General features: G+C 59.0%; 26 protein-coding genes. 8 read left to right on the top strand and 18 right to left on the bottom strand.

Going from position 1 to position 21,977, the window contains the following annotated elements; translation table 11 throughout:
- Window positions 1-8: 8 nt before the first annotated feature.
- From D1224_RS09385 to D1224_RS09375, 3 genes are read right to left on the bottom strand one after another with little or no spacing between them, the layout of a single operon-like run.
- Entirely contained in the window at window positions 9-572 is a 564-nt protein-coding gene (locus D1224_RS09385) for a hypothetical protein (RefSeq protein ID WP_119379618.1), read from the bottom strand.
- Window positions 569-844, bottom strand: a complete 276-nt coding sequence (locus D1224_RS09380) for a hypothetical protein (RefSeq protein ID WP_119379617.1) — start codon at window positions 842-844, stop codon at window positions 569-571. Before D1224_RS09380 ends, D1224_RS09385 begins: the two co-directional genes overlap by 4 nt.
- Window positions 845-887: 43 nt before the next feature.
- Window positions 888-1,841: an IS1595 family transposase gene (locus D1224_RS09375; protein ID WP_119379616.1), complete on the bottom strand. Its 954-nt coding sequence runs from the start codon at window positions 1,839-1,841 to the stop codon at window positions 888-890.
- A gap of 106 nt (window positions 1,842-1,947) precedes the next feature.
- Here D1224_RS09375 and D1224_RS09370 point away from each other — a divergent pair, with 106 nt between their 5' ends.
- From D1224_RS09370 to D1224_RS09360, 3 genes are read left to right on the top strand one after another with little or no spacing between them, the layout of a single operon-like run.
- On the top strand, window positions 1,948-2,175 hold the full coding sequence (locus tag D1224_RS09370; protein ID WP_119379615.1) for a DUF6471 domain-containing protein: 228 nt from the start codon (window positions 1,948-1,950) through the stop codon (window positions 2,173-2,175).
- Entirely contained in the window at window positions 2,175-3,053 is an 879-nt protein-coding gene (locus D1224_RS09365) for a hypothetical protein (RefSeq protein ID WP_119379614.1), read from the top strand. Before D1224_RS09370 ends, D1224_RS09365 begins: the two co-directional genes overlap by 1 nt.
- Window positions 3,025-3,522, top strand: a complete 498-nt coding sequence (locus D1224_RS09360) for a hypothetical protein (RefSeq protein ID WP_182482224.1) — start codon at window positions 3,025-3,027, stop codon at window positions 3,520-3,522. The genes D1224_RS09365 and D1224_RS09360 overlap by 29 nt, the downstream gene beginning before the upstream one ends.
- A 1,144-nt stretch (window positions 3,523-4,666) precedes the next feature.
- On the opposite strand, the gene D1224_RS09350 is transcribed toward D1224_RS09360, so the two are convergent.
- The 6 genes from D1224_RS09350 to thiC all read right to left on the bottom strand — a co-directional run bounded on the left by D1224_RS09350 (window position 4,667) and on the right by thiC (window position 10,159).
- Window positions 4,667-4,876: a SlyX family protein gene (locus D1224_RS09350; RefSeq protein WP_119379611.1), complete on the bottom strand. Its 210-nt coding sequence runs from the start codon at window positions 4,874-4,876 to the stop codon at window positions 4,667-4,669.
- 77 nt (window positions 4,877-4,953) lie between these two features.
- Complete coding sequence (locus D1224_RS09345) at window positions 4,954-5,766, bottom strand: hypothetical protein (protein ID WP_119379610.1); 813 nt, start codon at window positions 5,764-5,766, stop codon at window positions 4,954-4,956.
- A 206-nt stretch (window positions 5,767-5,972) separates the two neighbouring features.
- The gene (locus D1224_RS09340; RefSeq protein WP_119379609.1) at window positions 5,973-6,197 is read right to left on the bottom strand and encodes a SlyX family protein; all 225 of its coding nucleotides are present in this window, start codon (window positions 6,195-6,197) and stop codon (window positions 5,973-5,975) included.
- A 678-nt stretch (window positions 6,198-6,875) separates the two neighbouring features.
- Window positions 6,876-7,394 (bottom strand): hypothetical protein, encoded by a 519-nt coding sequence (locus D1224_RS09335; RefSeq protein ID WP_119379608.1) that lies wholly within the window; start codon window positions 7,392-7,394, stop codon window positions 6,876-6,878.
- Window positions 7,395-7,420: 26 nt separating this feature from the next.
- Window positions 7,421-8,182 (bottom strand): P-loop NTPase family protein, encoded by a 762-nt coding sequence (locus tag D1224_RS09330; RefSeq protein ID WP_119379607.1) that lies wholly within the window; start codon window positions 8,180-8,182, stop codon window positions 7,421-7,423.
- A 36-nt stretch (window positions 8,183-8,218) separates the two neighbouring features.
- Complete coding sequence (gene thiC, locus D1224_RS09325; RefSeq protein ID WP_119379606.1) at window positions 8,219-10,159, bottom strand: phosphomethylpyrimidine synthase ThiC; 1,941 nt, start codon at window positions 10,157-10,159, stop codon at window positions 8,219-8,221.
- Window positions 10,160-10,466: 307 nt separating this feature from the next.
- On the opposite strand from thiC, the gene D1224_RS09320 reads away from it, so the two are divergent.
- Window positions 10,467-11,291, top strand: a complete 825-nt coding sequence (locus D1224_RS09320; RefSeq protein ID WP_119379605.1) for an arylamine N-acetyltransferase family protein — start codon at window positions 10,467-10,469, stop codon at window positions 11,289-11,291.
- Window positions 11,292-11,328: 37 nt separating this feature from the next.
- Here D1224_RS09320 and D1224_RS09315 read toward each other — a convergent pair whose 3' ends face one another.
- Window positions 11,329-12,279, bottom strand: a complete 951-nt coding sequence (locus D1224_RS09315; protein ID WP_119379604.1) for a hypothetical protein — start codon at window positions 12,277-12,279, stop codon at window positions 11,329-11,331.
- 85 nt (window positions 12,280-12,364) lie between these two features.
- Window positions 12,365-13,087 (bottom strand): hypothetical protein, encoded by a 723-nt coding sequence (locus tag D1224_RS09310; protein ID WP_119379603.1) that lies wholly within the window; start codon window positions 13,085-13,087, stop codon window positions 12,365-12,367.
- Window positions 13,088-13,220: 133 nt separating this feature from the next.
- On the opposite strand from D1224_RS09310, the gene D1224_RS09305 reads away from it, so the two are divergent.
- Window positions 13,221-14,201, top strand: coding sequence for an acyl-CoA thioester hydrolase/BAAT C-terminal domain-containing protein (locus D1224_RS09305; protein ID WP_119379956.1), 981 nt, complete (start codon window positions 13,221-13,223; stop codon window positions 14,199-14,201).
- A 12-nt stretch (window positions 14,202-14,213) separates the two neighbouring features.
- Here the strand turns inward: D1224_RS09305 and D1224_RS09300 are convergent, their stop codons facing one another.
- Together D1224_RS09300 and D1224_RS09295 are read right to left on the bottom strand one after the other, a co-directional pair.
- Window positions 14,214-15,113 carry a hypothetical protein gene (locus D1224_RS09300; RefSeq protein ID WP_119379602.1) on the bottom strand — a complete coding sequence of 300 codons (900 nt, stop codon included), beginning with the start codon at window positions 15,111-15,113 and terminating at the stop codon, window positions 14,214-14,216.
- A gap of 85 nt (window positions 15,114-15,198) precedes the next feature.
- Window positions 15,199-15,624 carry a DUF1801 domain-containing protein gene (locus D1224_RS09295; protein ID WP_119379601.1) on the bottom strand — a complete coding sequence of 142 codons (426 nt, stop codon included), beginning with the start codon at window positions 15,622-15,624 and terminating at the stop codon, window positions 15,199-15,201.
- 51 nt (window positions 15,625-15,675) lie between these two features.
- Between D1224_RS09295 and D1224_RS09290 the strand changes: the two genes are divergently transcribed.
- Complete coding sequence (locus D1224_RS09290) at window positions 15,676-16,437, top strand: SDR family NAD(P)-dependent oxidoreductase (RefSeq protein WP_119379600.1); 762 nt, start codon at window positions 15,676-15,678, stop codon at window positions 16,435-16,437.
- Between the two features lie 76 nt (window positions 16,438-16,513).
- Here the strand turns inward: D1224_RS09290 and D1224_RS09285 are convergent, their stop codons facing one another.
- Window positions 16,514-17,266, bottom strand: a complete 753-nt coding sequence (locus tag D1224_RS09285) for a dienelactone hydrolase family protein (protein WP_119379599.1) — start codon at window positions 17,264-17,266, stop codon at window positions 16,514-16,516.
- 147 nt (window positions 17,267-17,413) lie between these two features.
- Here D1224_RS09285 and D1224_RS09280 point away from each other — a divergent pair, with 147 nt between their 5' ends.
- Window positions 17,414-19,138: an alpha/beta fold hydrolase gene (locus tag D1224_RS09280; RefSeq protein ID WP_119379598.1), complete on the top strand. Its 1,725-nt coding sequence runs from the start codon at window positions 17,414-17,416 to the stop codon at window positions 19,136-19,138.
- Here the strand turns inward: D1224_RS09280 and D1224_RS09275 are convergent.
- The 3 genes from D1224_RS09275 to D1224_RS09265 all read right to left on the bottom strand — a co-directional run bounded on the left by D1224_RS09275 (window position 19,135) and on the right by D1224_RS09265 (window position 21,000).
- The gene (locus D1224_RS09275; RefSeq protein WP_119379597.1) at window positions 19,135-19,572 is read right to left on the bottom strand and encodes a hypothetical protein; all 438 of its coding nucleotides are present in this window, start codon (window positions 19,570-19,572) and stop codon (window positions 19,135-19,137) included. The two genes, D1224_RS09280 and D1224_RS09275, sit on opposite strands and share 4 nt — an antisense overlap.
- Window positions 19,573-19,688: 116 nt before the next feature.
- Window positions 19,689-20,237 (bottom strand): pseudouridine synthase, encoded by a 549-nt coding sequence (locus tag D1224_RS09270; RefSeq protein WP_119379596.1) that lies wholly within the window; start codon window positions 20,235-20,237, stop codon window positions 19,689-19,691.
- A 100-nt stretch (window positions 20,238-20,337) separates the two neighbouring features.
- Window positions 20,338-21,000, bottom strand: a complete 663-nt coding sequence (locus D1224_RS09265) for an EF-hand domain-containing protein (RefSeq protein WP_119379595.1) — start codon at window positions 20,998-21,000, stop codon at window positions 20,338-20,340.
- A gap of 183 nt (window positions 21,001-21,183) precedes the next feature.
- On the opposite strand from D1224_RS09265, the gene D1224_RS09260 reads away from it, so the two are divergent.
- Window positions 21,184-21,576, top strand: coding sequence for an MAPEG family protein (locus tag D1224_RS09260; protein WP_119379594.1), 393 nt, complete (start codon window positions 21,184-21,186; stop codon window positions 21,574-21,576).
- A gap of 16 nt (window positions 21,577-21,592) precedes the next feature.
- Here D1224_RS09260 and D1224_RS09255 read toward each other — a convergent pair whose 3' ends face one another.
- A complete protein-coding gene (locus D1224_RS09255; protein WP_119379593.1) occupies window positions 21,593-21,937 on the bottom strand; it encodes an ArsC/Spx/MgsR family protein in 345 nt (114 codons plus the stop codon).
- Between the last annotated feature and the right edge of the window lie 40 nt (window positions 21,938-21,977).

The raw sequence follows: 21,977 nt of genomic DNA, 5'->3' as shown, positions 1-21,977 counted from the left end.
TTTGGAATTTATGCCACGGCGTGATTGTCACCATGATGCCAGTCGGAACCTTTAAAGTCGGTTAGCGCCTGAAAATCAGGTTGCTCTTGTTCTCTCAAATATAGGTCTGTGAGCTTCAAGCGTACCTTTTTAGCTGGTCCCTCAAATCGAAACGCCAGAATAAAACCTGCAGAGCTAACGAGGTCCTCGAAGTTACGCGCCAGCTCGGGCCTCAGCTTTTCTAGGCGATCAAGCTCTTCCGCAAACATAGAGGCTGATCGCTGCTTTGGTTTGGCGTCCAGATGGACGCAGAGACGCTCTGCGTAGGTGTCAGCAAAAGACTCGCATTGAATATTCTCGGCAAGCAAATTGATGAAGTCTCGCATATCTTCTGACATGTAGGTGTCATCGTCCGGCAGACGGTCTAGTGCGCTCAGGAATTTCTCATAAGCAACGGCGACTTTTTCAAGTTCTCGGCTCCGCAGCTCATTCCGCATGCGCGCAAAGGCCATCAAGATCGCGACTACCGCAGTCGAAAGTCCGCTGATCAACAGCGTCGATACCGGCCCTATAGACTGAATTGCTTCGATCATGGTTTGCGTCGTTTTCTTCGTTTTTGTTGAGCCAACTTCGCTTGGGTTTCTAAGCGTTTAATATCTAACTCTTTAAGCGATACCTTGTTCTTGCCGTCCAGATATCTTGAAATCAGATACAATATATACAAACCCATTGGCGTCAAACAAGATAACCATTGATTAATGCCAAGCTTGAAAAGGATTGTGATCAAGATCCCGCACCCCAAAAGCAGAAGCTTTTCTGGATGGTTGCGCAGCGCTTTCGTGATGAATGTGAAGTTGACGTCCATTACTTAATGGCAATCTTAATCCGCCATTTTAGTCAACCTGATCTTATCGCTGCCAATACCCGGCAAATTCACGGCTGACAGGCGCGGCCATCGCGTTCCGCACAACCCGGCGAACCAGCGAACCGTTATCCATGCGGCGATGATCTTCCAGCCATGCGCAGTGATTGGCGTACTGGTGAAGATACTTCGGGGAAACGAAGTGATGCTGGCCAGCAACCATCTTGCGAAGGCGTGAAAAGAAGCTCTCAGCGCCATTCGTGTGCGCGCCGTTGAGGCTGTAGGCTTCGCTGTGGTCGATGCGGCCCATGGCGTAACCGCGTGCGAGGTGGTCCCAGTGGCGGGCCTCGTCAGCGAAAATGATCGAACCCGGCATGACGCGGCGCGCGACAATATCGACGCCTTGCGCTTCGGTCTTGGTCACGAAGGTTAGCGTGCGGCCCTTGCGGGCGCGGATAGCGACAACAACGCGGCGCGTGCCCGTCTGGTAGCGAAGGCGGCGGCGGTCGATGCGATCCTCTGCCTTGTTGGCGGGGCGGATATGGCCGCCGAAGTAAGCTCCATCGACTTCAACGTCGCCGGAAACCTTGGCGGTTTCGTACTCGTCCTGCATGGCTTCGCGCATCTTGTGGCAGAGCACCCAAGCGGTCTTGTACTGCACGTCCAGTTCGCGGCTCATTTGAACCGCTGACTTGCCCTTAGCGCCATTCACGAAAAGGAAGATTGCAGCCAGAACGTCCATGAAGGCGAGCTTGCGGCTGGCGAAGATGGTGCCGGAGGTCACGCTGTACTGGCGGTGACACGCCTTGCACTTGAACTTGCGACGGGTGGTGATCTTGTAGCTCTCGCAGCAACCGCAGTCAGGGCAAACGGCTTCCCCGTCCGTCTCCGGCCAGCGGAGGCGGCAGAACGTCTCGTAAGCTGCGTCCTCGCCTGCCCGGTAAATCCCGGTCAGGGAGAGCGTGCGAGCCGCCGCAGAGAGGAGGAAGTGTTGAGCCATTTGTCACTAAATACGTTGCTTTCGCATCATATATAATGACAAATAGTCATCATTGCAAGGGCTTTTGTCATCGTTTATGATGCGCAAGCATCACGGAGAACGACAAATGCCCGAACGATCCCCTTGGGAAGACAAAGCCGCGAACCTTTTGAAAGCCGAATTGAAACGCCGGGGCGTCACCTATGCTCAGTTGGTGGATCGGCTGGACGCTATCGGAGTGTCAGAGTCAGAGCGCAATATTCGCAACAAGGTAAGCCGAGGGAAATTCACCGCGGCATTCCTGTTGCAGTGCCTGGAAGCTATCGACGCCCATGACGTGAGAATTGCCGCCTGATGAAGCGGGACGTCACTGCCAAGTACTGGAGCTTTGAATCTACGCGGCCCGGTCAGCATCTTGCTGGTGTTCTTGAAGAGATTGCCAAACTGAGTCCCGTTGGCAGTCGTGAGCAGGAACTCGAAAAAGGCTATCCGGTCAGGCTCGAACGCTTTGAGATCATAGGCGATCTAGTTGTCGGCGAGGTCTGTCGAATCCAGCGGGACAATATCCCTCCAACCGTCGATTCCGCTGGGATGACGCCGATGGAGCTAACAGATGGGCGCGGACTGGGACACCGTAGCGCGTTCGTCTCGAACCGCTCCGGAGACACAGTGCTGTGGCAGCAAGACCAGATGGCATGCTCTCCTGATAAGTTCGCGGTTTATCTGGGGCATTATGGGACGCCGTGTTATTCCACTCAGCCCTCCCCCTTTGCCACTGCGAACGTATGGACGGAAATTGAAAACCCAAAGGCTTCTATCCGGTACTTTTCAATCAAGGTTGCGCCTCAGCGAAATCTAGACCTGTTCGCCGGGGAAGAAGACCCAATCGTGAAGGAATTAGCGAGACAGTGCGCCTCTGCATACAACGGCGATTTCGTGGATGTCTCGGTTTCGCTCGACAAGTCGTCCGAAGGCTCTCTTGACAGAAAGAACGTAATAGGAACATTGCGCAAGGCCAAAGAGATGATTGGCACGCGAAAAATCCGAGCTTTGGTGAAGGGTGAGAATAGCGCTATGCTTTTAGACTTTCTGAACCGTCACCAGCTAGAAACCGGAAAGATTGAGCGGTTTCCAGACAACATAGAATCCGACTGGAAAGCCAGAAAAGGCTTTCTATTGGATGCCTTTAATGGTACTCTTGCGCATGCTGACGATGACGAAGAAGCGCAATAGTTTTTCTAAGCGTATCCGCTTAGTTTTTCAGGACTTTGGACACGTTCTGTTAGGCGTGTGCACTCTGACGGCGGCCCTTGTTTTAGCTCCGTACGCCTTCAAGCTCATGATCGAAAACGGTTGGAATTACGCGGCGATTTATTCGTCCGTTTTCGATGTTGCAACGGTCTTCACCGCCCTCCTCTTCGCCTTTGTCGTTTACTTCCGAACCTCAAAAAGTGAATACTTGAGCGCGCTACCAAAGCGGTTGCTTGATCAGGCTACAGCTTTCTCTCAGCGCGCGTTCTGGTGGGGTATGGGGCTAATCTTGATCAGCGTACCGTTGATTGTAATTGAGCCTGCGCCAGTCGAGGCGTTCGGAGCATTCTCCGCCCTAGTCGCGGTTTGGGTGGGGATCGCGGCTACGGCTGCCAGCGCATTTTGGCAGGCATCTTCAATTTTTTGGATCATCGTTTCCGGCGACCGTTAGAGCGTTGGTGCGCTTGCTACATAAGTCCGCAATCAACCGCTCATCCCGGACTTGATCCGGGATCTCGGAAGGCAGGCGTTGTTCGTCTCCCTTCTCCTTGGGGAGAAGGGCCGGGGATGAGGGGGAACGATCTTTCAACAGAAGCTCGACTTTGCAGTGATGAGCAGAGGCGCGTCACTGCCGATGGTTTGCCGTGCCTCGATGTGGCCCCCCCTCACCCCTGCCCCCTCTCCCGAAGGAGAGGGGAATAGTTCCGCAAACACCAATATCGCCATACGGGGTTTCCCGCTGGCGGTGCGCTTGTCGTTTCGCCCTGAAGTGACAGGGCCGGGCGCGTCCAGGGTGGACGCTATAGGTAATGCCAGCCTTTCGGCGTGGCTGTAGAGCGTGCGCCATGGACGCGCCCTGCGAAGAATTGCCCGCTCGTTTGACGCAGGCCGCCCAGAGGACTCAGAAAGGCGAGCCGTCGCCTGACTGGACAAGTGGATAGCGCGGACCGCCTTTGGCAGGGCCGTTAGCCCCATACCGGCAGCACTCGTCTCCTTCGCACTCCACTCATGGGCGGCAGTTGCCGCGCATGAGCCCTCACGCCTCTGCCCGCGCGCCGGGGTCTGTACCGGCACGTGCAGCGTCAACGAGAACCAACACCTTCCGGTCGGTCCGGACCGCCCTGTCTGGTGATGGGAGGCGTGTAATATGGGACGGGTTTGTAAGGGTGGGGATGGATTTGTTTTGTCCTACAGCCCTGCTTCGCCGTCATCCCGGTTTGCGCCTCTGCGCAAGACCGGGACCCAGCCGATACCTCGCACGCCGCTTCCTCTGGGTCCCGGCTCAAGGCCGGGATGACGATGACGTTCATGGTGCTGAGACGAATTCTGATGGCGGGGGATGAACTCTCAGACGGGCTTTGCCCGTCGAGGGTGACGCGCACCTTAAGCGCTACCTTGTCAGATAACCCGTTTCATTCCGAAGATACCTGCGCAGGCAGGTATCCATGGTGAGACCTAGAACCAGCAGCTAAAGGTTCAGACGAAGCACCTTGGACCCCTGCCCCTCATCCTGAGCGAAGTCGAAGGACGCAGGGGTCTCCGGGAGGTCGTACGATGACTGCTCAAGCCCCCCAACGAGAGCCAAAACCTCGCCCTCAATAATGCGGCGGCGGACGATTGACCGGGTCCGCTTGCCCGGCGGCGTTTTCGCTGTCGGCGACCCGTTCGCCGAGCCGCTCAACCTGCCGCTCCAGCCGCTCGATCAACTTCCATTGCGCCGTGATGGCCGCGTTGAGGTCCTCAATCGTCTGATCCTGATGGGCGATACGGATTTCAAGCTCATTGAGGCGGAGTGTGTCTGACATGGCGGCAATGTTGCGCGGCGTTGAGTGCAGCGATGCCCGCCATTTCCGTGACGCTTTTGGCGGGATTGCAACCCGCCCTACTGACCGAAAACAAAATGGTCAGTGTCTCGCATGCAGCTTTCCTGAGTCACATTCTGGTCGTCGCTTGCGGCCACACTACAAACCGACTCCTTATCTACCATTCGCACAGCGGTTGACGTCCGCCTCCTTTGCCCAGATGGTCTGGCATAAGCGCCGCCGGGGACAAAGTGAATCCTCGTCGGTAGTGCGCCCGCCCGCGCAGTCGGCATAGGCGTATTCGTGAAGCGATGATCGGCTGTTCTTTCGTAGACCCAGCGAGCAACCTCTTTATTGCCATTGTCTTCATCGACCAAACGCACGGCGATCAATCCATCGGACCGGCGATTGAAAATCAGCCGGTCCACCTGAACGCGACGGTCAGAGGCCTCGAGATCGTAGCTAGTTCGCCCATAGGAGATTTCGGCCAGGCAACCTTCGTCTTCATATGTCTTGGTCACTGGCACTCCGCCTGCGAATTCATAGCTGGTTGAGCCTTGGACGTTTGTTACGGGGTGGTGAAAAGCGATCCCCTCGGAGCTGTACACGCCGATAAGATGGTTCGGCGCAGTCGAAAGATCGCCCCGCGACAAGCCGCTATCGCGCCGCAAGGTGAAAACGCCCGGCGCCGGGTCGGCCACCCACATCGCACACAACCGGTCCTGGCCCTCCTTGCTGACCATAACGGAGATGGCATTCGACGTTCGATAGCGCCGGTTCGTGCAGTTTCCATCACGACAGTTGGCCGCCCCGAACTGGGCATGTGCCTTGCCAATGATCGGCGTAAACGAAACGCTCCCCAGCACTAGTATTGCTCCAAGAATAAACTTCATTTCTTCCCCCCATTTTTATGATAATTAGTCTCACATCAGCTGATCGTGCCAATTTTTTGAGGCCATGTCACGCTCAAGCATCGAGACCCTGGAAGACAAGCGGTCTGGAGCCTTGAGCTTAGCATTGTGATCGGAGCCCAATTCCTAGCTAGGTCGCGGCGGAGAGCCTCAGCTGGGAAATCGTGGCATCGTCCTGCGCGCGTGCCTCAATAATGCGGCGGGGGCCTGTTGACCGGGTCCGCTTGCCCGGCAGCGTTTTCGCTGTCGGCAACCCGTTCGCCGAGCCGCTCAACCTGCCGCTCCAGCCGCTCGATCAGCTTCCATTGCGCCGTGATGGCCGCGTTGAGGTCCTCAATCGTCTGGTCCTGATGGGCGATACGGATTTCAAGCTCGTCGAGGCGGGTGGAGTCTGGCGGAGCGCTGTTGGTCATGGGGCGGGATTAGCGGTGCGTGTGGGGAGAGGCAATATTATACTTCCGCTCATTCTTGCGAAGGCGGGAATCTCGTGCAGCAAGGTCGGATTTCGATTGCCTGAGATCCCCGCCTTCGCGGGGATGAGCGGGTAAATTGAGAGGGCGGGTCTTCACCCCCTTCTCCCGGATGCGGGAGAAGGGTTGGGGATGAGGGCAACAACGTCGGAGATTGGCGCTGCTGGAGGCATCAAACACAACATCTGATCGCCCTCACCCCTACCCCCTCTCCCGCAATCGGGAGAGGGGAAGGCGCAAACCTCAACGTCGGCGGGTGTCCGATCTGGTTTTGCGGGTCAAGGGCGCTTCGCGTCCGCAGGATTTCACCCTTGACCCGCAAAACCAGATCGAAAGAGGCTGGCTATGGCCGAATGGCAGAAACTGCCATTTGGCCTGAAAGTACTTATTCGGGCTACTAGAGCCAGTGGGTCGGGTCGGCGTTGAGGCCAAAGGCCGATACCCGCCAATAGGTTCGGCGCGGTAGGGCGGCGATGGAGGCGCAGCCGCAATCCCGCCAATTGTTGTTTGAAACGTCGGATCATGGCCGCGGGATTTCATCCCGCCCTACGGCGAAACGGAGTTTCACTTGCTGATTGATTACCCAGAATACGGTCAGGAAGCAGCAAAGCACCTTTTCCGCTACGGTTGAGTGAAGATCGAAAGCGCAATTGCCGTCAACGGCGCTACAATGTTCACCAAGGCGTACACTGTCTCGCCACCCTCTCGAGCGGTGAACGGTAGTTTTTCGTTTATAGAAAATCTCTTCAGCAAGATTCGCACCTCAACGTCTGCTTTCGAGTTTGGAGTTAATGGGGCCGGCCGCCGATCCATCAAACTTTGGTTCCAATGCAGTTCGTCCGATATTTCTTCAAGTCGAACTCTGCCTACGTACTTGATGCGCTCAAAACCTCTCAAGCTATACAAAGCCATGAAAGACAAGGGCACCGCGAAAGTCGCTATTACGAAGAAATTGGGAAACAAAAAGCTTGTCTCCATCAGGTATTGGAAAGGGGTTAGGAACATCGACAAAAGAAGCACTAAAATGTTGGCAGCGGTAAGATTGAAAATGACTTCGGCTAGCCGTTCCAACCCTCTGGTTTCCCGCGAGAGCTGGTCCAGTTGCTGAATCAAAGCTGGTTTAGTCTTAGAATCGGCCACCGCTATGTTCCTCAGATCTGGCAAGGTCACTTAGAAGCGTACTCGATCATAGTAGCCACCAACCGTTTGTGATCCATTGAGCGGAGATCATCCTCATATTGTCCGCTCAGAGGCAATACTCCATAGAATTTTTGATTTAGCGTCGAGTACGTAAGAACGCTGTGTGGTAAATTAGCTCCTTGCCCAAGCGCTTTTACATAAGCGCCGTTACTGTAGTATTCCATTACAGCAGGCTGCAGCTCTGTCCCCCACCATATATCGGCTTTAGTGATCACAGTAATAATCCACTTCGCAGCCCCACCTTGGCCACAAAGAAAATTGGACCACTCGTTCGCCAACTTGAGTTCGAGGTCTCTGCGCCCCTCTAAGTATGACGCACGAACCTCAGCGCCGTCGAAAACTTCTTTAGTGTCGGCTAAACCTTCATGGTAGCCGAACGAAACCACATTTATGATTCCAAGGTTTTTGGATGCTGCGGCTTCCCTGATGGCACCTATTCTGTTCTTAGAATGCACCTCATCTACTTGCCCTGGGGTGGTTTGAAGCCGGAACAAGCAGTTTCCTAATTTTCCTGATTCTGTTTCGACGTCCGGCGAACGTTGATGCCTGTGAATGAATGGCTCATCTCCGATTATCTTTTTTAGGAACGCGCTCTTCCCGGTGCCAGAAGCCCCTAAGACGAGTACATCGCTAGTTTGCTTCTGTGTTGCCATATCGAAAAGCTTTTCAAGAAGTCCGCGCTCCCTCAGAAATTGAATTAGATCCCAAGCTAGTTTCGCTTCTTCCATCGATCACCCCCCGCTTCGTTCGACCCTAAATTCACACTATTCGCGATTCACATACAACTTTCTACCCATCGCCTCATACTCCGCGCTCTTGGCTTTCATCCCCTCTTCGGCCTCTTTCGCCTGCCGCTCAAGGTCGGCCTTCTCATTGTCCGTCATCCCCGCCGCATAGTCGCGGACCTCGGCGGTGATCTTCATGGAGCAGAATTTCGGGCCGCACATGGAACAGAAATGGGCGACCTTGTGGGCTTCTTTGGGGAGGGTCTGGTCGTGGTACTGGCGGGCGGTTTCAGGGTCCAAGCTCAAGTTGAACTGGTCTTCCCAGCGGAACTCAAACCGGGCGCGACTTAGGGCGTCGTCGCGGACCTGGGCTGCCGGGTGGCCCTTGGCGAGGTCTGCGGCGTGGGCGGCGAGCTTGTAGGTGATGACGCCGACTTTGACGTCGTCCCGGTCCGGCAGGCCGAGATGCTCTTTCGGGGTGACGTAGCAGAGCATGGCCGTGCCGTACCAGCCGATCATCGCTGCACCGATGCCGCTGGTGATGTGGTCATAGCCGGGCGCGATGTCGGTGGTGAGCGGGCCCAGCGTGTAGAAAGGCGCCTCGCCGCATTCGCGCAGCTGCTTGTCCATATTGATCTTGATCTTGTGCATCGGGACGTGGCCCGGCCCCTCGATCATCACCTGGCAGCCTTTTGCGTGGGCAATCTTAGTGAGCTCGCCGAGCGTCTCCAGCTCAGCAAATTGCGCCGCATCATTGGCGTCCGCGATGGAACCGGGGCGCAGGCCATCGCCGAGGCTGAAGGAGACATCATAGGCGCGCATAATGTCGCAGATCTCATCGAAATGGGTGTAGAGGAAGCTCTCTGTGTGGTGGGCGAGCATCCATTTCGCCATGATCGAGCCACCGCGCGAGACGATGCCGGTGACGCGCTTGGCGGTGAGGTGGATATAGGCGAGGCGCACGCCTGCATGGATGGTGAAATAGTCCACCCCCTGCTCTGCCTGCTCGATCAGCGTGTCGCGGTAAACCTCCCAGGTCAGGTCCTCGGCAACGCCATTGACCTTCTCCAGCGCCTGGTAGATCGGCACGGTGCCGATCGGGACGGGGCTGTTGCGGATGATCCATTCGCGGGTGTTGTGGATGTTGCGGCCGGTTGAGAGGTCCATGACATTGTCGGCGCCCCAACGGGTCGCCCAGACCATCTTGTCGACTTCTTCCTCGACCGATGACGTGACGGCGGAGTTGCCGATATTGGCGTTGATCTTGACCAGGAAATTGCGGCCGATGATCTGCGGCTCAAGCTCCGGATGGTTGATATTGGCCGGGATGATGGCGCGGCCCTTTGCGATCTCATCGCGGACAAATTCCGGCGTGACGAAAGGCGGGATTTCGGCGCCGAAGCTCTCGCCCTGCGCGGTCTGGGCGTCGGCGTTTTCAAGCGCTTGCTGGCGGCCGAGATTCTCGCGCTCTGCGACGTAGATCATCTCCTTGGTGATGATGCCGGCGCGGGCGAATTCATACTGCGTGACGGGCTTGCGGTTGGCTTCGCGGTCGGCGTCGGTGCGGTCGGGGTTGAGCGCGACGCCGCCGGACGGGTCGAAGTCCATCGCCTTGAGGGGGCGATGCTTGGTCGGAAATTCGCGGGCGAGGTGCTTGCCGCTGACGCCGCCATTGTCCTCTGGCTTTACATCGCGGCCGGTATAGGCCTCAACCCCGCCGCGTTCGAGCACCCAGTCGGTGCGCGGGCGGGCAAGGCCTTTCTCGACGTCGATGGTCACCGACGGGTCAGAGTATGGGCCCGACGTGTCATAGACGGGCACCGGCTCTTCATTGGCGCTGGGATGCAGATCGATCAGGCGGCGCGGGACGCTGAGGCTCGGGTCGGCCTTCGGGTGGGTGTAGACCTTGCGGCTGGCTGGCAGCGGGCCGGTGGTGACTTTGGGGGTCTGGAACTCGGCTTGGTTGGTGGGCTTGTTCATACTGGGTCTCCAAAAGGTTGAGACCCGGGGGCGCGCGCGGTTTCTTTTCCGTTCCTACGCCGGCCACCCCCACATGCGTGGAGATTTCCCGGATCAGGTTCTAAGGGTGCTGGACCTGCATTCTTTCGAACGGTCGACGCGGGCGGAAAACCGGTTCCCACTTTTCCTCGTCGACCTCTGGTCCATCTCAGCGCTAGCAGTACGCGCCCCTCGGATGGGCTGGACCGTAGAGGAAAGCGGCGCGTTCGGAAAGGGGTCATGGCCGCCGCGCCTTGCCTGACTTGCTGCGCTCCTGCATTTACGGGCGATGACGCTTGATCTTGCCGCCTATCTCAAACGCATCGGCCATACCGGGCCTGTGCGGGCCGACCTTGAGACGCTGAATGCGCTGCACGCGGCGCACATCAATGCGGTGCCGTTCGAAAACCTTGATGTGCATGCCGGACGGCCGGTGACCCTGTCGCTTGAGGCGGCCTATGAGGAGATCGTCACCCGCGGCAAGGGCGGTTGGTGCTATGAGATGAATGCCGTCTTTGGCTGGGCGCTCTCTGAGATCGGGTTTGATGTGGTGCGGCTCGGCGCGGGGGTGCGGCGCGCCTCCATGGGCGACGAGGCGCTCGGCAACCATCTCGCGCTTCTGGTGCGGCTAGAGCGGGAGTATCTTGCCGATGTCGGATTTGGCAGCTCACAGGTCAGCGCCATACCGCTGGAGGAAGGCGTGACCGACCATGCGCCAATCCGCATGGCGCTGGCGCGCGCCGATGATGGCTATTGGCGCCTCTTCGAGGGCGGTCCGGGCGCAAGCTTCAGCTATGATTTCCGGCCCGAACCGGCGGATGAAGCCTTGCTGGCCGCGCGTCATGAATGGCAGATCACCGACCCGAACAGCATCTTTTGCAAGACGCTGAGCGCCAAGATCCGGCGCGGGACGACCTATTACATCCTGCGCGGGCGCATGCTGGAAACGCAGATGCCGGGGCGCAGCACACAGCAGGTCATGGACACGCCGGAAGAGCTGTCGGGCGTTCTAGACGAGATTTTTGGTCTGGAAGAGCCGGAACTGGAAGCGCTCTGGCCGAAAATCTGCGCGCGTCACAAGCAGCTTTTTCCGCACGCGAGCGGTCGGCTTTAGGCGTTGGCGCCGAACTTCGCTGTATGGAAATGGGTAATCAATCGGCTTCGCCACGAATTGCACTGGCGCGCCGTCTTATGTCGGTAACGCCGCTGTCGGCCTGCCCCGCATCCGATTCGGACCTCGCCGGAAGCCTGTCGTAGGCATCGAGTTGGCTAAGGGCAGCCTCAGCCAACTCTGCCGCGAGGTTGTCCGGGGCGGGCGATCCGTCTGGCAGGGGGCGGTCAGGATAGGTCTGCGCCAATTCAGCGAGCTGCACGTAATATTCCGCGAGCGCCTTTGCGATTGGCTGACCCGCGCCCTCACACCGGTCGCGCAGCAGATTCAGCCGGTAAGCATTCGGTAGGCCGGGAACGATCCTGCCCTGCTGATCGAGCTGCTGCGCCAACTGACGAAAATAATCGTATTGGGTCTTCAACTCGGCGGCCAACAACACCGATGACGCATATGGACAGGCCTGCTCATCCGGACCGTCAAAACCGGTATCGTAAATCTGGTCTAGCATCCGCTCGAACATGGTCTTCACCACGAACCCCTGCAGGATATCCTTGGCGAGGTCGATCTGGGACGCGCGCGCTTCGTTTTGTGCTTCAGCCCGTTCTTCCGGCGGTGTGCCCTTGGCATAGGGCCAGCGTTCAGCTGCATCGTCCGCCATCCAGCGACTTTCGACATTTCGCAGGGCATTCGACGCAAAGACGGCCTGTCGCGCAACGCCGTCAGGATCTTCTTCAAAGTCGATGAGCAGCCAGGCTGCCATTGCGAGGCGCAACTGGACCTCAATGTCGCCGGGACACGCCGAATATAGAGACTGAACCTTGCCATGTAGCGCCTCGGGCCGGCCGCTATCGGCAGGCAGACTACCGATCCTGTCCAACACATCTGTCATCTGCTGAAAAGCATCTTCGGGGCAGGTCGGTTCGCCTGCCTGAGCGCTGGCTGCGAAGGGCAGGCTGGCCAGTCCGAGCGCGATGGCAAATGATCTGATCAAGGGCGTCTCCTCGCTGCGTATTTAGAGGGTAGGATGATGCCCGCTTGGTCTCAAGTCGCCGCCCGGTGCAGGGCAGCGGCGGGCCCTAAGCATTCGCCTCGAACTGCGCCGTATCGACGGCGAACCAGAGCGTGTCAGCATGGGCGAGGAGTGTACCGTCCCGAGTATAGAGCGCGGTGCCTGCAAAGTGCTTGCGGCCTTTTCCGCCCGTGCGCCATGAGGCGATAATCAGCGGCTCACCTACGCGCGGACGCTCAAGGATCTGCGCATTCATTTCCCCCAGCAGGGCACGGTCGACATCCGGCAGGGAGAAGCCGCCGGGGCAGTCGAGCGCGCTCCAGACGATTTCCGGGCGGACGAGCCCGTCTTCATCGGCGAATGTCTCATGTGGGGTCCAGATCGTCGCGGCGGTTTCCGGATCATCGAGCTGGCCGCAGAAGATACGAAGGCCCTCGCCCGGCTCACGGCCACGCCCGCAGACGAAGCAGACCGACAGCTCACCAGCACCGAAGGGGCGCGGATGCTGGCTGGCGGTCTTCGCAGCCTCAAAGGACGGCGCAGGACGCGGGTCGATGCCGGGCACCTCTGGGCGCGCGGTCATGATCAGCGTGTCGCCAGCAAGCAGGACCGTGTTGTCGCCATCGCGCGCGATGGTCAGCGGCGTTTCCAGCGGGATCGGCGCGTTGAGGCGGATCGTGTGCGGGCCGTCCAGATGCTGGGCCAGCAGCCCGGCAGAATAGCCACCATTGCCGCTACCGGGAGGACCATTGAACTGGTTCGGGATCGTTATGGTGGCGGGGGTGGTCATGGTGGTCTCCGTTTTGCGGGATTTCTTCCGGCAGGCTGGCGCTATCTACAAATGGTTGCGCTTGCAAGTGGACCGGACGGACAGCCTGTGCGAGGCCGAATGCAAACCAAAGTCGCCTTTGACGGAGCCCCGCATGTCCCTCTCCATTCACCCGCAGGTCCTTGCCGCCTGCCTCGCCGCTGCACTGTTGTTGCCCGCCTGCCAGACGACACCGGGAATGCAGATGCAGGACGAGACCGCGCCGAGGCCCCTGGATGAGGTCATCGAGATCCGGGAAGATGGACTGATCGCTAACTACTATCCGGCAATACGCCCGGATGCATCGGGCCCTGCCATCCTTATGTTCGGCGGCTCTGAAGGGGGCTTGAGTGAAGGCGTTGCCCGCGATGCCGAAGCGCTTCGGGACGAGGGCTTCAGCGTGCTGCATCTTTCTTTCTACCGGTATGAAGGTCAGGAACAGAACCTTGAAATGGTCCCTTTGGAGCGTTTTGACCGGGCACTCGACTGGCTTCTTTCAGGTGCTGAGGTGGACGCGGGCCGGGTCGGCGTTTTCGGCACATCGAAAGGCGCAGAAGCCGCTTTGATCATGGCAACCCGCAGAGATGAGATCGACGCGGTCGTCGCCATATCTCCCTCGAACGTTGCATGGGCTGGCATCAACTGGGCCTTTGACGGACGGGTGCCCGAGGCCTCCTGGTCCGTCGATGGCAAGCCCTATCCGGCCCTGCCTTATGGCGATTTTGATTATGAGACCGGGCTCTATTCTCTCTATGCCAATGGTCTGCAAGCCGTAGAGGCGCATGAGGAAGCCGTCGTCGCGGTTGAAGAAAGCGACGCACCAATGCTGCTGATCTGCGGCAGATCAGATGCGCTCTGGCCAAGCTGTCCCATGGCAGAAGCGATCGATACACGCGCCGAAGCGCAGGATGGACCGGAGGTGACAGAGCTTTTCTATCCAGAGGCCGGACATGGCGCAGGCGGCCTGCCATCCGAGAGGCTCGACCCTGAAACCGCGGACGACCCACTCGACTGGGGTGGCACGCGTGCATCGAACAGGGGCGCACAGCAGGATAGCTGGCCGAAGATCGTCGCCTTCCTGAAGGACACACTTTAGGTGCCAGCCCGTTCAGCCGCCCTCTTCGCCAGAAATCCTGGCTGCTAGCGCGTCTGCCTCTTCCTTGATGAATGCATTGTCTTCCACCAGCGCATTATCCATCGCGGCAATCTCTGCCTGCGCCTGTTCGATCAGGGTTGTGGCAAGCGTTTCTGGTGGCGTTGACCCATCCGGCATAGGCACGCCGGGATTTTCGAAGGCACGCCCAGCCAGCTGGGTCAAAAGATAGGCCCGCACCAGGCGCACATCGTCAGCGACCGCAAAACACTTGTCGCGCAAGACAAGAAGCCGATAGTCGCCCGGAATGATCGGGAGGGTCACCCTGTCGGCTGGATTTCCTTCCAGAACGTTCACGATGCCATCGAATTGCGCGCGAGCTTCAATCTGGGCGAGGTGGCCGAATATATAGGGACAGGTCTCATCAGGCCCGTCGAAACTATCATAATATCGTCCGTGACCGATCGCGTGCAGGATTGTCGGTGCAACAAAATTTTCAATCACGATCGCCAGCTCTTCAGTCTCGGCGTCGCGTCTGTCGATGTCGCCCTGCTCGGGCTCAGCGCCGTTCCGGGCGGTATTTTCCCCAAGCCACCGGGTCTCGATTGCCCGGATCGCGTCGAGCACGAAAGACGCAGTGCGGTAGCGCCCTTCCTGCCCTCCATGATCGGCCAGTTCCCAGGCAGCGTCTGCCGCAGCGAAGTCAGCCTTGAACGACTGGCTGCACTGGTTCTGGAAGATGACGATCTGTTCGAAAAGTCCTTCCCAGGTTTCTTCGCTCTCCTCCAGCCCCTGCGCCCGCTCAAGCAGCGCGTCGCCAGTGGCAACGGTATCCTCTCCACAAGGGTCGTCTTGCGCCGCTGCGGTCTGGGCAACGGCGAGAGTCATGAACAAGGCGGTGAGCGTTGCGCGCATAATGGATATCCGGGTTCGTCTGCGACTAAGGGCAACCTAGGGGAGTTCGCCGCGCCGGGCCACCGGGCCGGCGTGATGGGCAGACCTAGCGGCGTTTGTAGGTCAGCGCCATGGCAATGCAGTGAGTAAGCTCTTCGCGCGGCAAGGGTTGATGCAGCGGAATGGCTATGGCGCGGGTGCCTTCGAAGGCGAAGACGTCGCCATAGCGCTCACGCCAGCGCGTGACGAGGTCCGTCTGGCAATGAACGAGCAGGCGGACGATGCCCGGGCTCGATGGCTTCCAACCCAAGCGGACGGGTGTGCCGCTGCGCACCGCAAAGCTTGGCTCGCCCCATTTCAGGCTTTCGGAGACCGCGCCGACCCCGTCGAAGTGTGCGGCTGTTTCAAGCACGAGCTCGCGCAGCTCAATCCAGCGACGACGCACGTCATCCGGAACCGCGTCGAAAGCGCTGCGTAGCTCCTGCGGAAGCGGCGCGGCGGGCTTTGCTTCAGCTGGCGTCGGTGGCTGCATGCACGGTCCCTCCCTGTCTGCCTTCATACCAGACACGCGAAAGGAAGACGAATGAGCGATCCCAAGACAGTTATTATTACAGGCGCCGGGTCCGGCATCGGCGCGGCGACGGCGGAACGGTTTTCCGGTGATGGATGGAATGTCGTGCTGAACGGACGCACAAAAAAGAAGCTGGACAAGGTGGCCGGCAACCTGCCCGCCGAGCGTACGCTGGTTGTGTCTGGTGACGTTTCGAACGCAGACGATGTCGGGCGTCTGGTTTCCGAGGCAGTGGAAAAGTTCGGCGGCGTTGACTGCCTCGTCAACAATGCGGGCGTCGCCGAAATGGGTGAGCCGGGCGACCTCTCGCTCGAGGATTTCGAGAAGATCATGTCCATCAATGTGACCGGCATCTTTCACTCGGTGACGGCCGCCCTGCCACATCTGAAGACGGCCAAGGGGGCGATCGTGAATACGTCTTCGGTGTCCGGTATTGGCGGCGACTGGAAGATGTTTGGCTACAACACGTCCAAGGGCGCGGTGTCGAACATGACGCGCGCGATGGCACTGGACCTTGGAAAGTACGGCGTTCGGGTCAATGCCGTGGCACCAAGCGTGACGAGAACCGACATGGCCGAAGGCATCCACTCGGACGAGGAAAAGATGGAGAAGGTTCGCGCGCGCCTGCCGCTTGGCCGCGCAGCAGAACCCGAGGAAGTCGCCAGCGTGATTGCATTCCTGGCCGGGCCGGATGCGGCCTTCGTGAGCGGCGTTATTCTACCAGTGGATGGCGGGCTTTCTGCTTCCAATGGTCAGCCGAACTTCGCAGCCTGACAATCGGAAAGGCCCGGTGGGTGGAGAGCTTACTCCTTCCGCCGGGCCTTAACTTCACTTTCTGTGACCGTACAAACTAGTCGTCGTCGCCTTCCAGATAGCGTTCCGTGAAGTCCATGAAGGCGTCCCAGCTCTTCTTGTCGGCAAGTTCCTGATATCGGTCCGAGCCGAAAACGGTCCAGGCGTGGGGCGCGCCTGAATAGATCTGGACTTCGTAGGTCACGCCATCGGCTTCCAGCTGGTCAGCAAGGTCCGCTGCAAGACTGTTCGGGATACCGCTGTCTGCGCCGCCATGCATGACGAGGACTGGCGCTTCGGTCGCCGCATAATTGGCGCCTTCAGGGGCATCGAGGCTGCCATGGAAGGTTGCATAGCCCGCAATGCTCTCGCCCTCACCTGAGCGGGCAAGCTCCAGCGTGGCACCGCCGCCAAAGCAATACCCCATGAGGATGACGTCCGTTTCACCGGACGCTTCGCGCGCTTGTTTGATGCCGCCAAGAATGCGCGCACGCATCATCTCGCGGTCATTATACAGCATGCCGACCTGTTCCTTACGGGCATCGGTCGTCGCGGGGCGATTACCCTTGCCATACACATCGATCGCGAAGGCGTCATAGCCGTCATCGGCGATCATTTCGGCGCGGGTCATCTCATACTCATCGAGGCCGCCCCAGTCATGGATGATAACGACGAGGCCTTTGGAATCGCGCGTGGCCTCTGCGAGGTATCCCTCATAGGTCGCGCCATCGACAGTGTAGTCGACGCTTTCGCCTGCCTGGGCGGCGAACGTGAAGGCGGTTGAGGCGGCAAGAGCTGTTAGGAGACGCATGGCGGCTTCCCTTTCTGAGTAAGTATGTTGCTCACAGAGCTAGGGCGCGAGGTGGCCAAGCCAAACAGATCGCGCCCGAGATGCCACTTGCCAGCCGCCCCGCAACTGCTGCAACTAGTCGTGAGGACAGCACGTTCAGACAGGTAGATGACCAGCACCACGACTGAATCACGATACTTCGAACTTCTGGGGCGGGCTTACGAAATTCCGCTTGAAAGCACCGGATTCGAGAGCTTCCTGGACGCAGCACATGACTATTTTTGCGCCGATCCGGAAACGGGCAAGGTTGCAGAGGATGTGGCACGGTTTTCACATGAGGGACTGGAAGATCATACAAGTCGGCTGGAGCGCATATTTGATGTCGCGATGAAGGCTGAGGCGCACGATGCCGAAACAGATACGCGCTATCACAGCGTGTTGCGGGTCGCGGTGGGGACGATGCAGGTCCATGGAAATGAGGCCGCCATCGCCCTTCTTGGTTGCGACTTTCCGCGTCGATTAAGCGAACTCCCATTCGACCATGAGGCGCTCAACCAGATCAGAGAGATATTGTCTGAACCGAACCGTGAAGACCTGATCGTCCTTGCGCGCGTGCGGGAGGATAACCCCCGCCCGTGCCTTGCCCTCGTTCAGCCGGGGCATGGTGATGACACCGAGGCACGAATATCGCTCTCCTTCATTCACTGGTCTGACGGACTGATCGAGCGGCTGGGTAGTGCGCTGGGGCTGACGGAGTCCGAAACCGAAGTCCTGCAGGGCCATCTTGATAACAAGACGCCGCGCGAGATTGCCGAAGAACGCGGCCGCTCTCCGGAAACAGTAAAGGTTCAGGCGAAAACGATCCTTCGGAAAACAGGCTGTGCACGCATGACTGATGTCGTACGTCTGGCAGCCAGTATTTCTTACCTCTTGCGCAAGATGCCGGATGCGCGCCGCGCCGATCTTGATGACTGGGCCACGCCGGTCAGCTCGTTGGCCCAGACAGTGCGAGACGGGCGAAGTATCGCGTATTACCGCCACGGCCCCAGCTCGGCGAAGACGACGGTCCTGTTTTCCCACGCCTTGATACAGGGACCATTCTTTGCCCCCGCATTCCTCAGCATGCTCGCCGATGCAGGTATCCGGCTACTCGCGCCCTCAAGGCCGGGTTACGGTTATTCCGACCCGCCTCGATCGGCAGACACCTTCGAGGCCGACGCCGTTGCAGATGCGCTGGCTGTCCTGGAGTCAGAACAGGCCGGCGACGTGCACGTGGTTGGACATCAGCTGGGCACCAGTCACGCCTTCAGGATTGCGAATGCGCTTGGCGCGCGTGCACGTTCGCTGATCTTCATCAATGGAGGAATCCCGCTGGATGAGAAGCACTATGCCAGCATGGATCGCCGAGTGCGGTTTGCCGCCATGGCGACGCGGCATGCGCCAGCTATCCTGAAAATGGCGAACGCGCTGGGCATTCGAAGCTTCAAAAAGAAGGGCGTGCGGGCATTCCTGACGGACAGGTATGCGCGTTCAGAGGTCGACATGCGCGCGCTGTTGATGCCCGGCGTGATGGACCTGCACGCCCATGGCACTTTTCATGCGTGCGAGCAGGAGGGGTTGCCGTTCTTTTTGGATGAAAAGTCAAAGCATTCGGACTGGTCGGCCGACGCCCTGAGCGCAAGCTGCCGCCAATACTGGCTGCAGCCGGAAGACTGCTCAATCGTGGACCCGGAAGCGGTCCGGGAGTTCGTTGGGAAGTTGCGCGGCGCCCGGTTTGAAACCGAGCCGGGCGCCGGCGCCATTATGCTGTATCAAAGGCCTGAACGGGTCGCTCATTTCATACTGGATGCCATCAGCGACACGCCGGATACGGGCCGGGCAGTCAGCCCCTAGCAGCCCTTGCCAGCATATATCCCCATTAGCGCTGTGCGGCGCAGTTCTGCCGTGCGTGCATTTTCGGCCTGACGCTCGGCCTCTGCCTGCGCGTTTTGCTGCGCAAGCCCCCCTGCAGCGTTGGCTGCCAAGCCCAATCCCGGCACACGGCCGAGGGCACCACTGTAAAGTGCGGCATTCGTTGCAAGACCCGCCGCCGTGCTGGCCGCGGCACCTGATGTCTGTGCATTGCGGGCGCTCTGGTCGGCCTGCGCCATGTAGGTATCCATGCTGGCGATCTCGGTGCTGAGTGCCTCGCACGACATATCAGCATCACCCGGCTGGCTTGCGACGAGGCGCGGCGTCAGCTCTTGAGAGCCCCCAAGCGAAGTGGTTGTCGAACAAGCTGTTGCGGCGAGTCCGGCAATTGAAATGAGAATGATGTGTCTGAGCATTTTGCTTCCCCCTGAAACTGAAGTGATTGCAATAGATCAGGGGGTATTCCAGCGCGCATCACCCTGCCGGGTTATAAGGGTAAAATTAGTTCAGTTTTCTCCCTTGCGCAGGCAGCTTACCGGGCGACTTCCCGCCACGTTCCGGGAGCAAGGTCGTTGAGGGACCAGTCGCCGATGCGAATGCGAATCAGGCGGAGGGTTGGATGGCCGATTGCAGCCGTCATACGCCGGACCTGCCTGTTCTTTCCCTCACGCAGCCCCACTTCCAGCCAGCAATCAGGCACGGTTTTTCGGTAGCGGACCGGCGGATCACGGTCCCAGAGACCCTCGGGAGGTTCGACCTGCGTCACCTTGGCAGGTCGGGTGAGGCCATCTTTAAGGTCAAGACCCTTGCGGAAGGCCTCCAGCGCGTCAGGCTCGGGCAGGCCTTCGACCTGGGCGAGGTAGGTCTTTTCCGTTTTGTGGCGCGGATCCGCAATTCGCGACTGCAGACGCCCGTCATCGGTCAACAGAAGAAGCCCTTCGCTGTCGCGATCGAGGCGGCCTGCAGGATATACCCCCGGCACGTCAATGAAATCGGAAAGGGTCTTGCGCGGACTTCCGTCTGTCCCCTTGTCGGTAAACTGGGAAAGAACGCCAAAGGGTTTGTTGAACGCGATGAACATGACATCGGCTATCGCGCCGGATGGCGCGGGTTTCAATGGGCCTGGGCATGAAAAAGCCCGCCAGTGCGGCGGGCTTTTCCCTTGATCTCAACGCAATCGCTTACGATGCGGTGTAAGTCTTCAGGTATTCACTGAGTTCGATGTCGCCATCGCCATCGGCGTCGTACTTGGCGAAGAGGTCGTCGCCGACATTCGAACGGTTCTGCCAGTCGCTCCACTCGGACTGGGAGATCATGCCGTCGCCATTGTCATCGACACTGAGGAAGAGTTGAACAGCCATGGACGAGCTGAGTTCGTTGCTCGGCATGCTCGACGTGCTGGTACGCACGAAATCTTCGGTCTCTGCTTCGGTCGTGGCCGTCACATCCGACTGGGTCATGGTCGACGTACCAGCGTCCGTCGTCACCTCGGTTTCCATCGTATCGGTGTCGCTCGATGTATCCATGGTGGTGGTCGTCGTAGTCGACGTCGTTGCCGGCGGCGTCGTTTCGGCTACAGGGTTATTCACGACCGTGTCAGTGTCCGTCATGACCGGGGCCGACGTGGTGTCGGTGTTCTGATAGGTCGTTGTGGTGCTCGTCGTTGTTTCTGGCTCCGACTTTGGCGGGGTTGGCGCGTCGGAGGTTTCGACTTCCGTCTCGATTTCAACTTCCGCTTCTGCGGTCATGTCATCGGACGCGGAATCTTCCATGTGGTGGTCGGCGAATGCCGGGCCCGCCGCAAGAATGGTGGTGGTCGCAAGAGCGGTAATGATCTTCTTCATCTGTCTCTCCTTGGTAGTTACAGGTCGGCTAATTAACGGACCTGCTACCTTCCTCGTTCCCTCGCGCCCCTGAGAAAACGGGCGGCGCGCTCGTTTTCGACGAGAAAGTCTTGACCAGATTGCGAAGTTTGACGGAGATGCCCAGGTGCGCGCAGCAGACGCGCCAAGCGAAGGGGAAACGCCATGACATCAATTGAAGCCGCCATTCTTTATACTGGCCTGTTCATCATCCTGTTCATCCTGCTCAAGGTGAATGTCGGCAGGGTGCGCTCCGCCGAGAAGATCATTTTCGGGGACGGCGCGAACGAGCGTCTTCAGCGGGCGCAACGGGTACAGGGCAATGCGGTCGAGGATGTACCCGTAACGCTGATCGGCATCGTGGGACTGGGCGTGCTGTCGGCGCCCGTCCTGCTGATCCATGGTCTTGGCGCGCTGTTCCTGATCGGACGCGTCCTTCACGCAGTCGGACTTGGCGGCTCCAGCGGCGGGAGCCCGGGCCGGATGTTCGGCACGCTTCTGACCGCCATCGTCATGCTGGCAACGGGCATAAGCTGTTTATGGTTCGCGCTGTTCTAGAGGAAGCGAGGGCGGCCTAGAACAAGGCCTGCACATCGCTTGTCCAGCCGACATAGACATCGGCGCCGGTTTCAATCACCGGGCGCTTGATCAGTGTCGGGTTCTGGACGAGCAGCTCCTCAGCCTTGCCCTGTTCCACCTCTGACTTCTCCTCGGTGGAAAGACCCCGCCATGTCGTCGAGCGCTTGTTGACCAGTTTGTCGGGACCGACCGCCTCGAGCCAGAGCGGGACTTTCTCCTGCAAGTCGGCGTCTGCGCGAATATCGACGAGCGTAACCTCGTGTCCGTCCGCGTCGAGCGCTGACATCGCCTTCTTGCAGGTGTCGCAGTTCTTCAAACCATAGAGCGTCAGGGTTGCCATCAATCTATCCTTCCGGTTGGAGTTCGCGTGTCTGGAGCGA

Origin of the sequence: Henriciella barbarensis (assembly GCF_003576345.1) — a bacterium.
Taxonomy (GTDB): domain Bacteria; phylum Pseudomonadota; class Alphaproteobacteria; order Caulobacterales; family Hyphomonadaceae; genus Henriciella; species Henriciella barbarensis.
The sequence above is the reverse complement of the archived record's forward strand: the minus strand, read 5'-3'. Positions and strand labels throughout refer to the sequence as shown.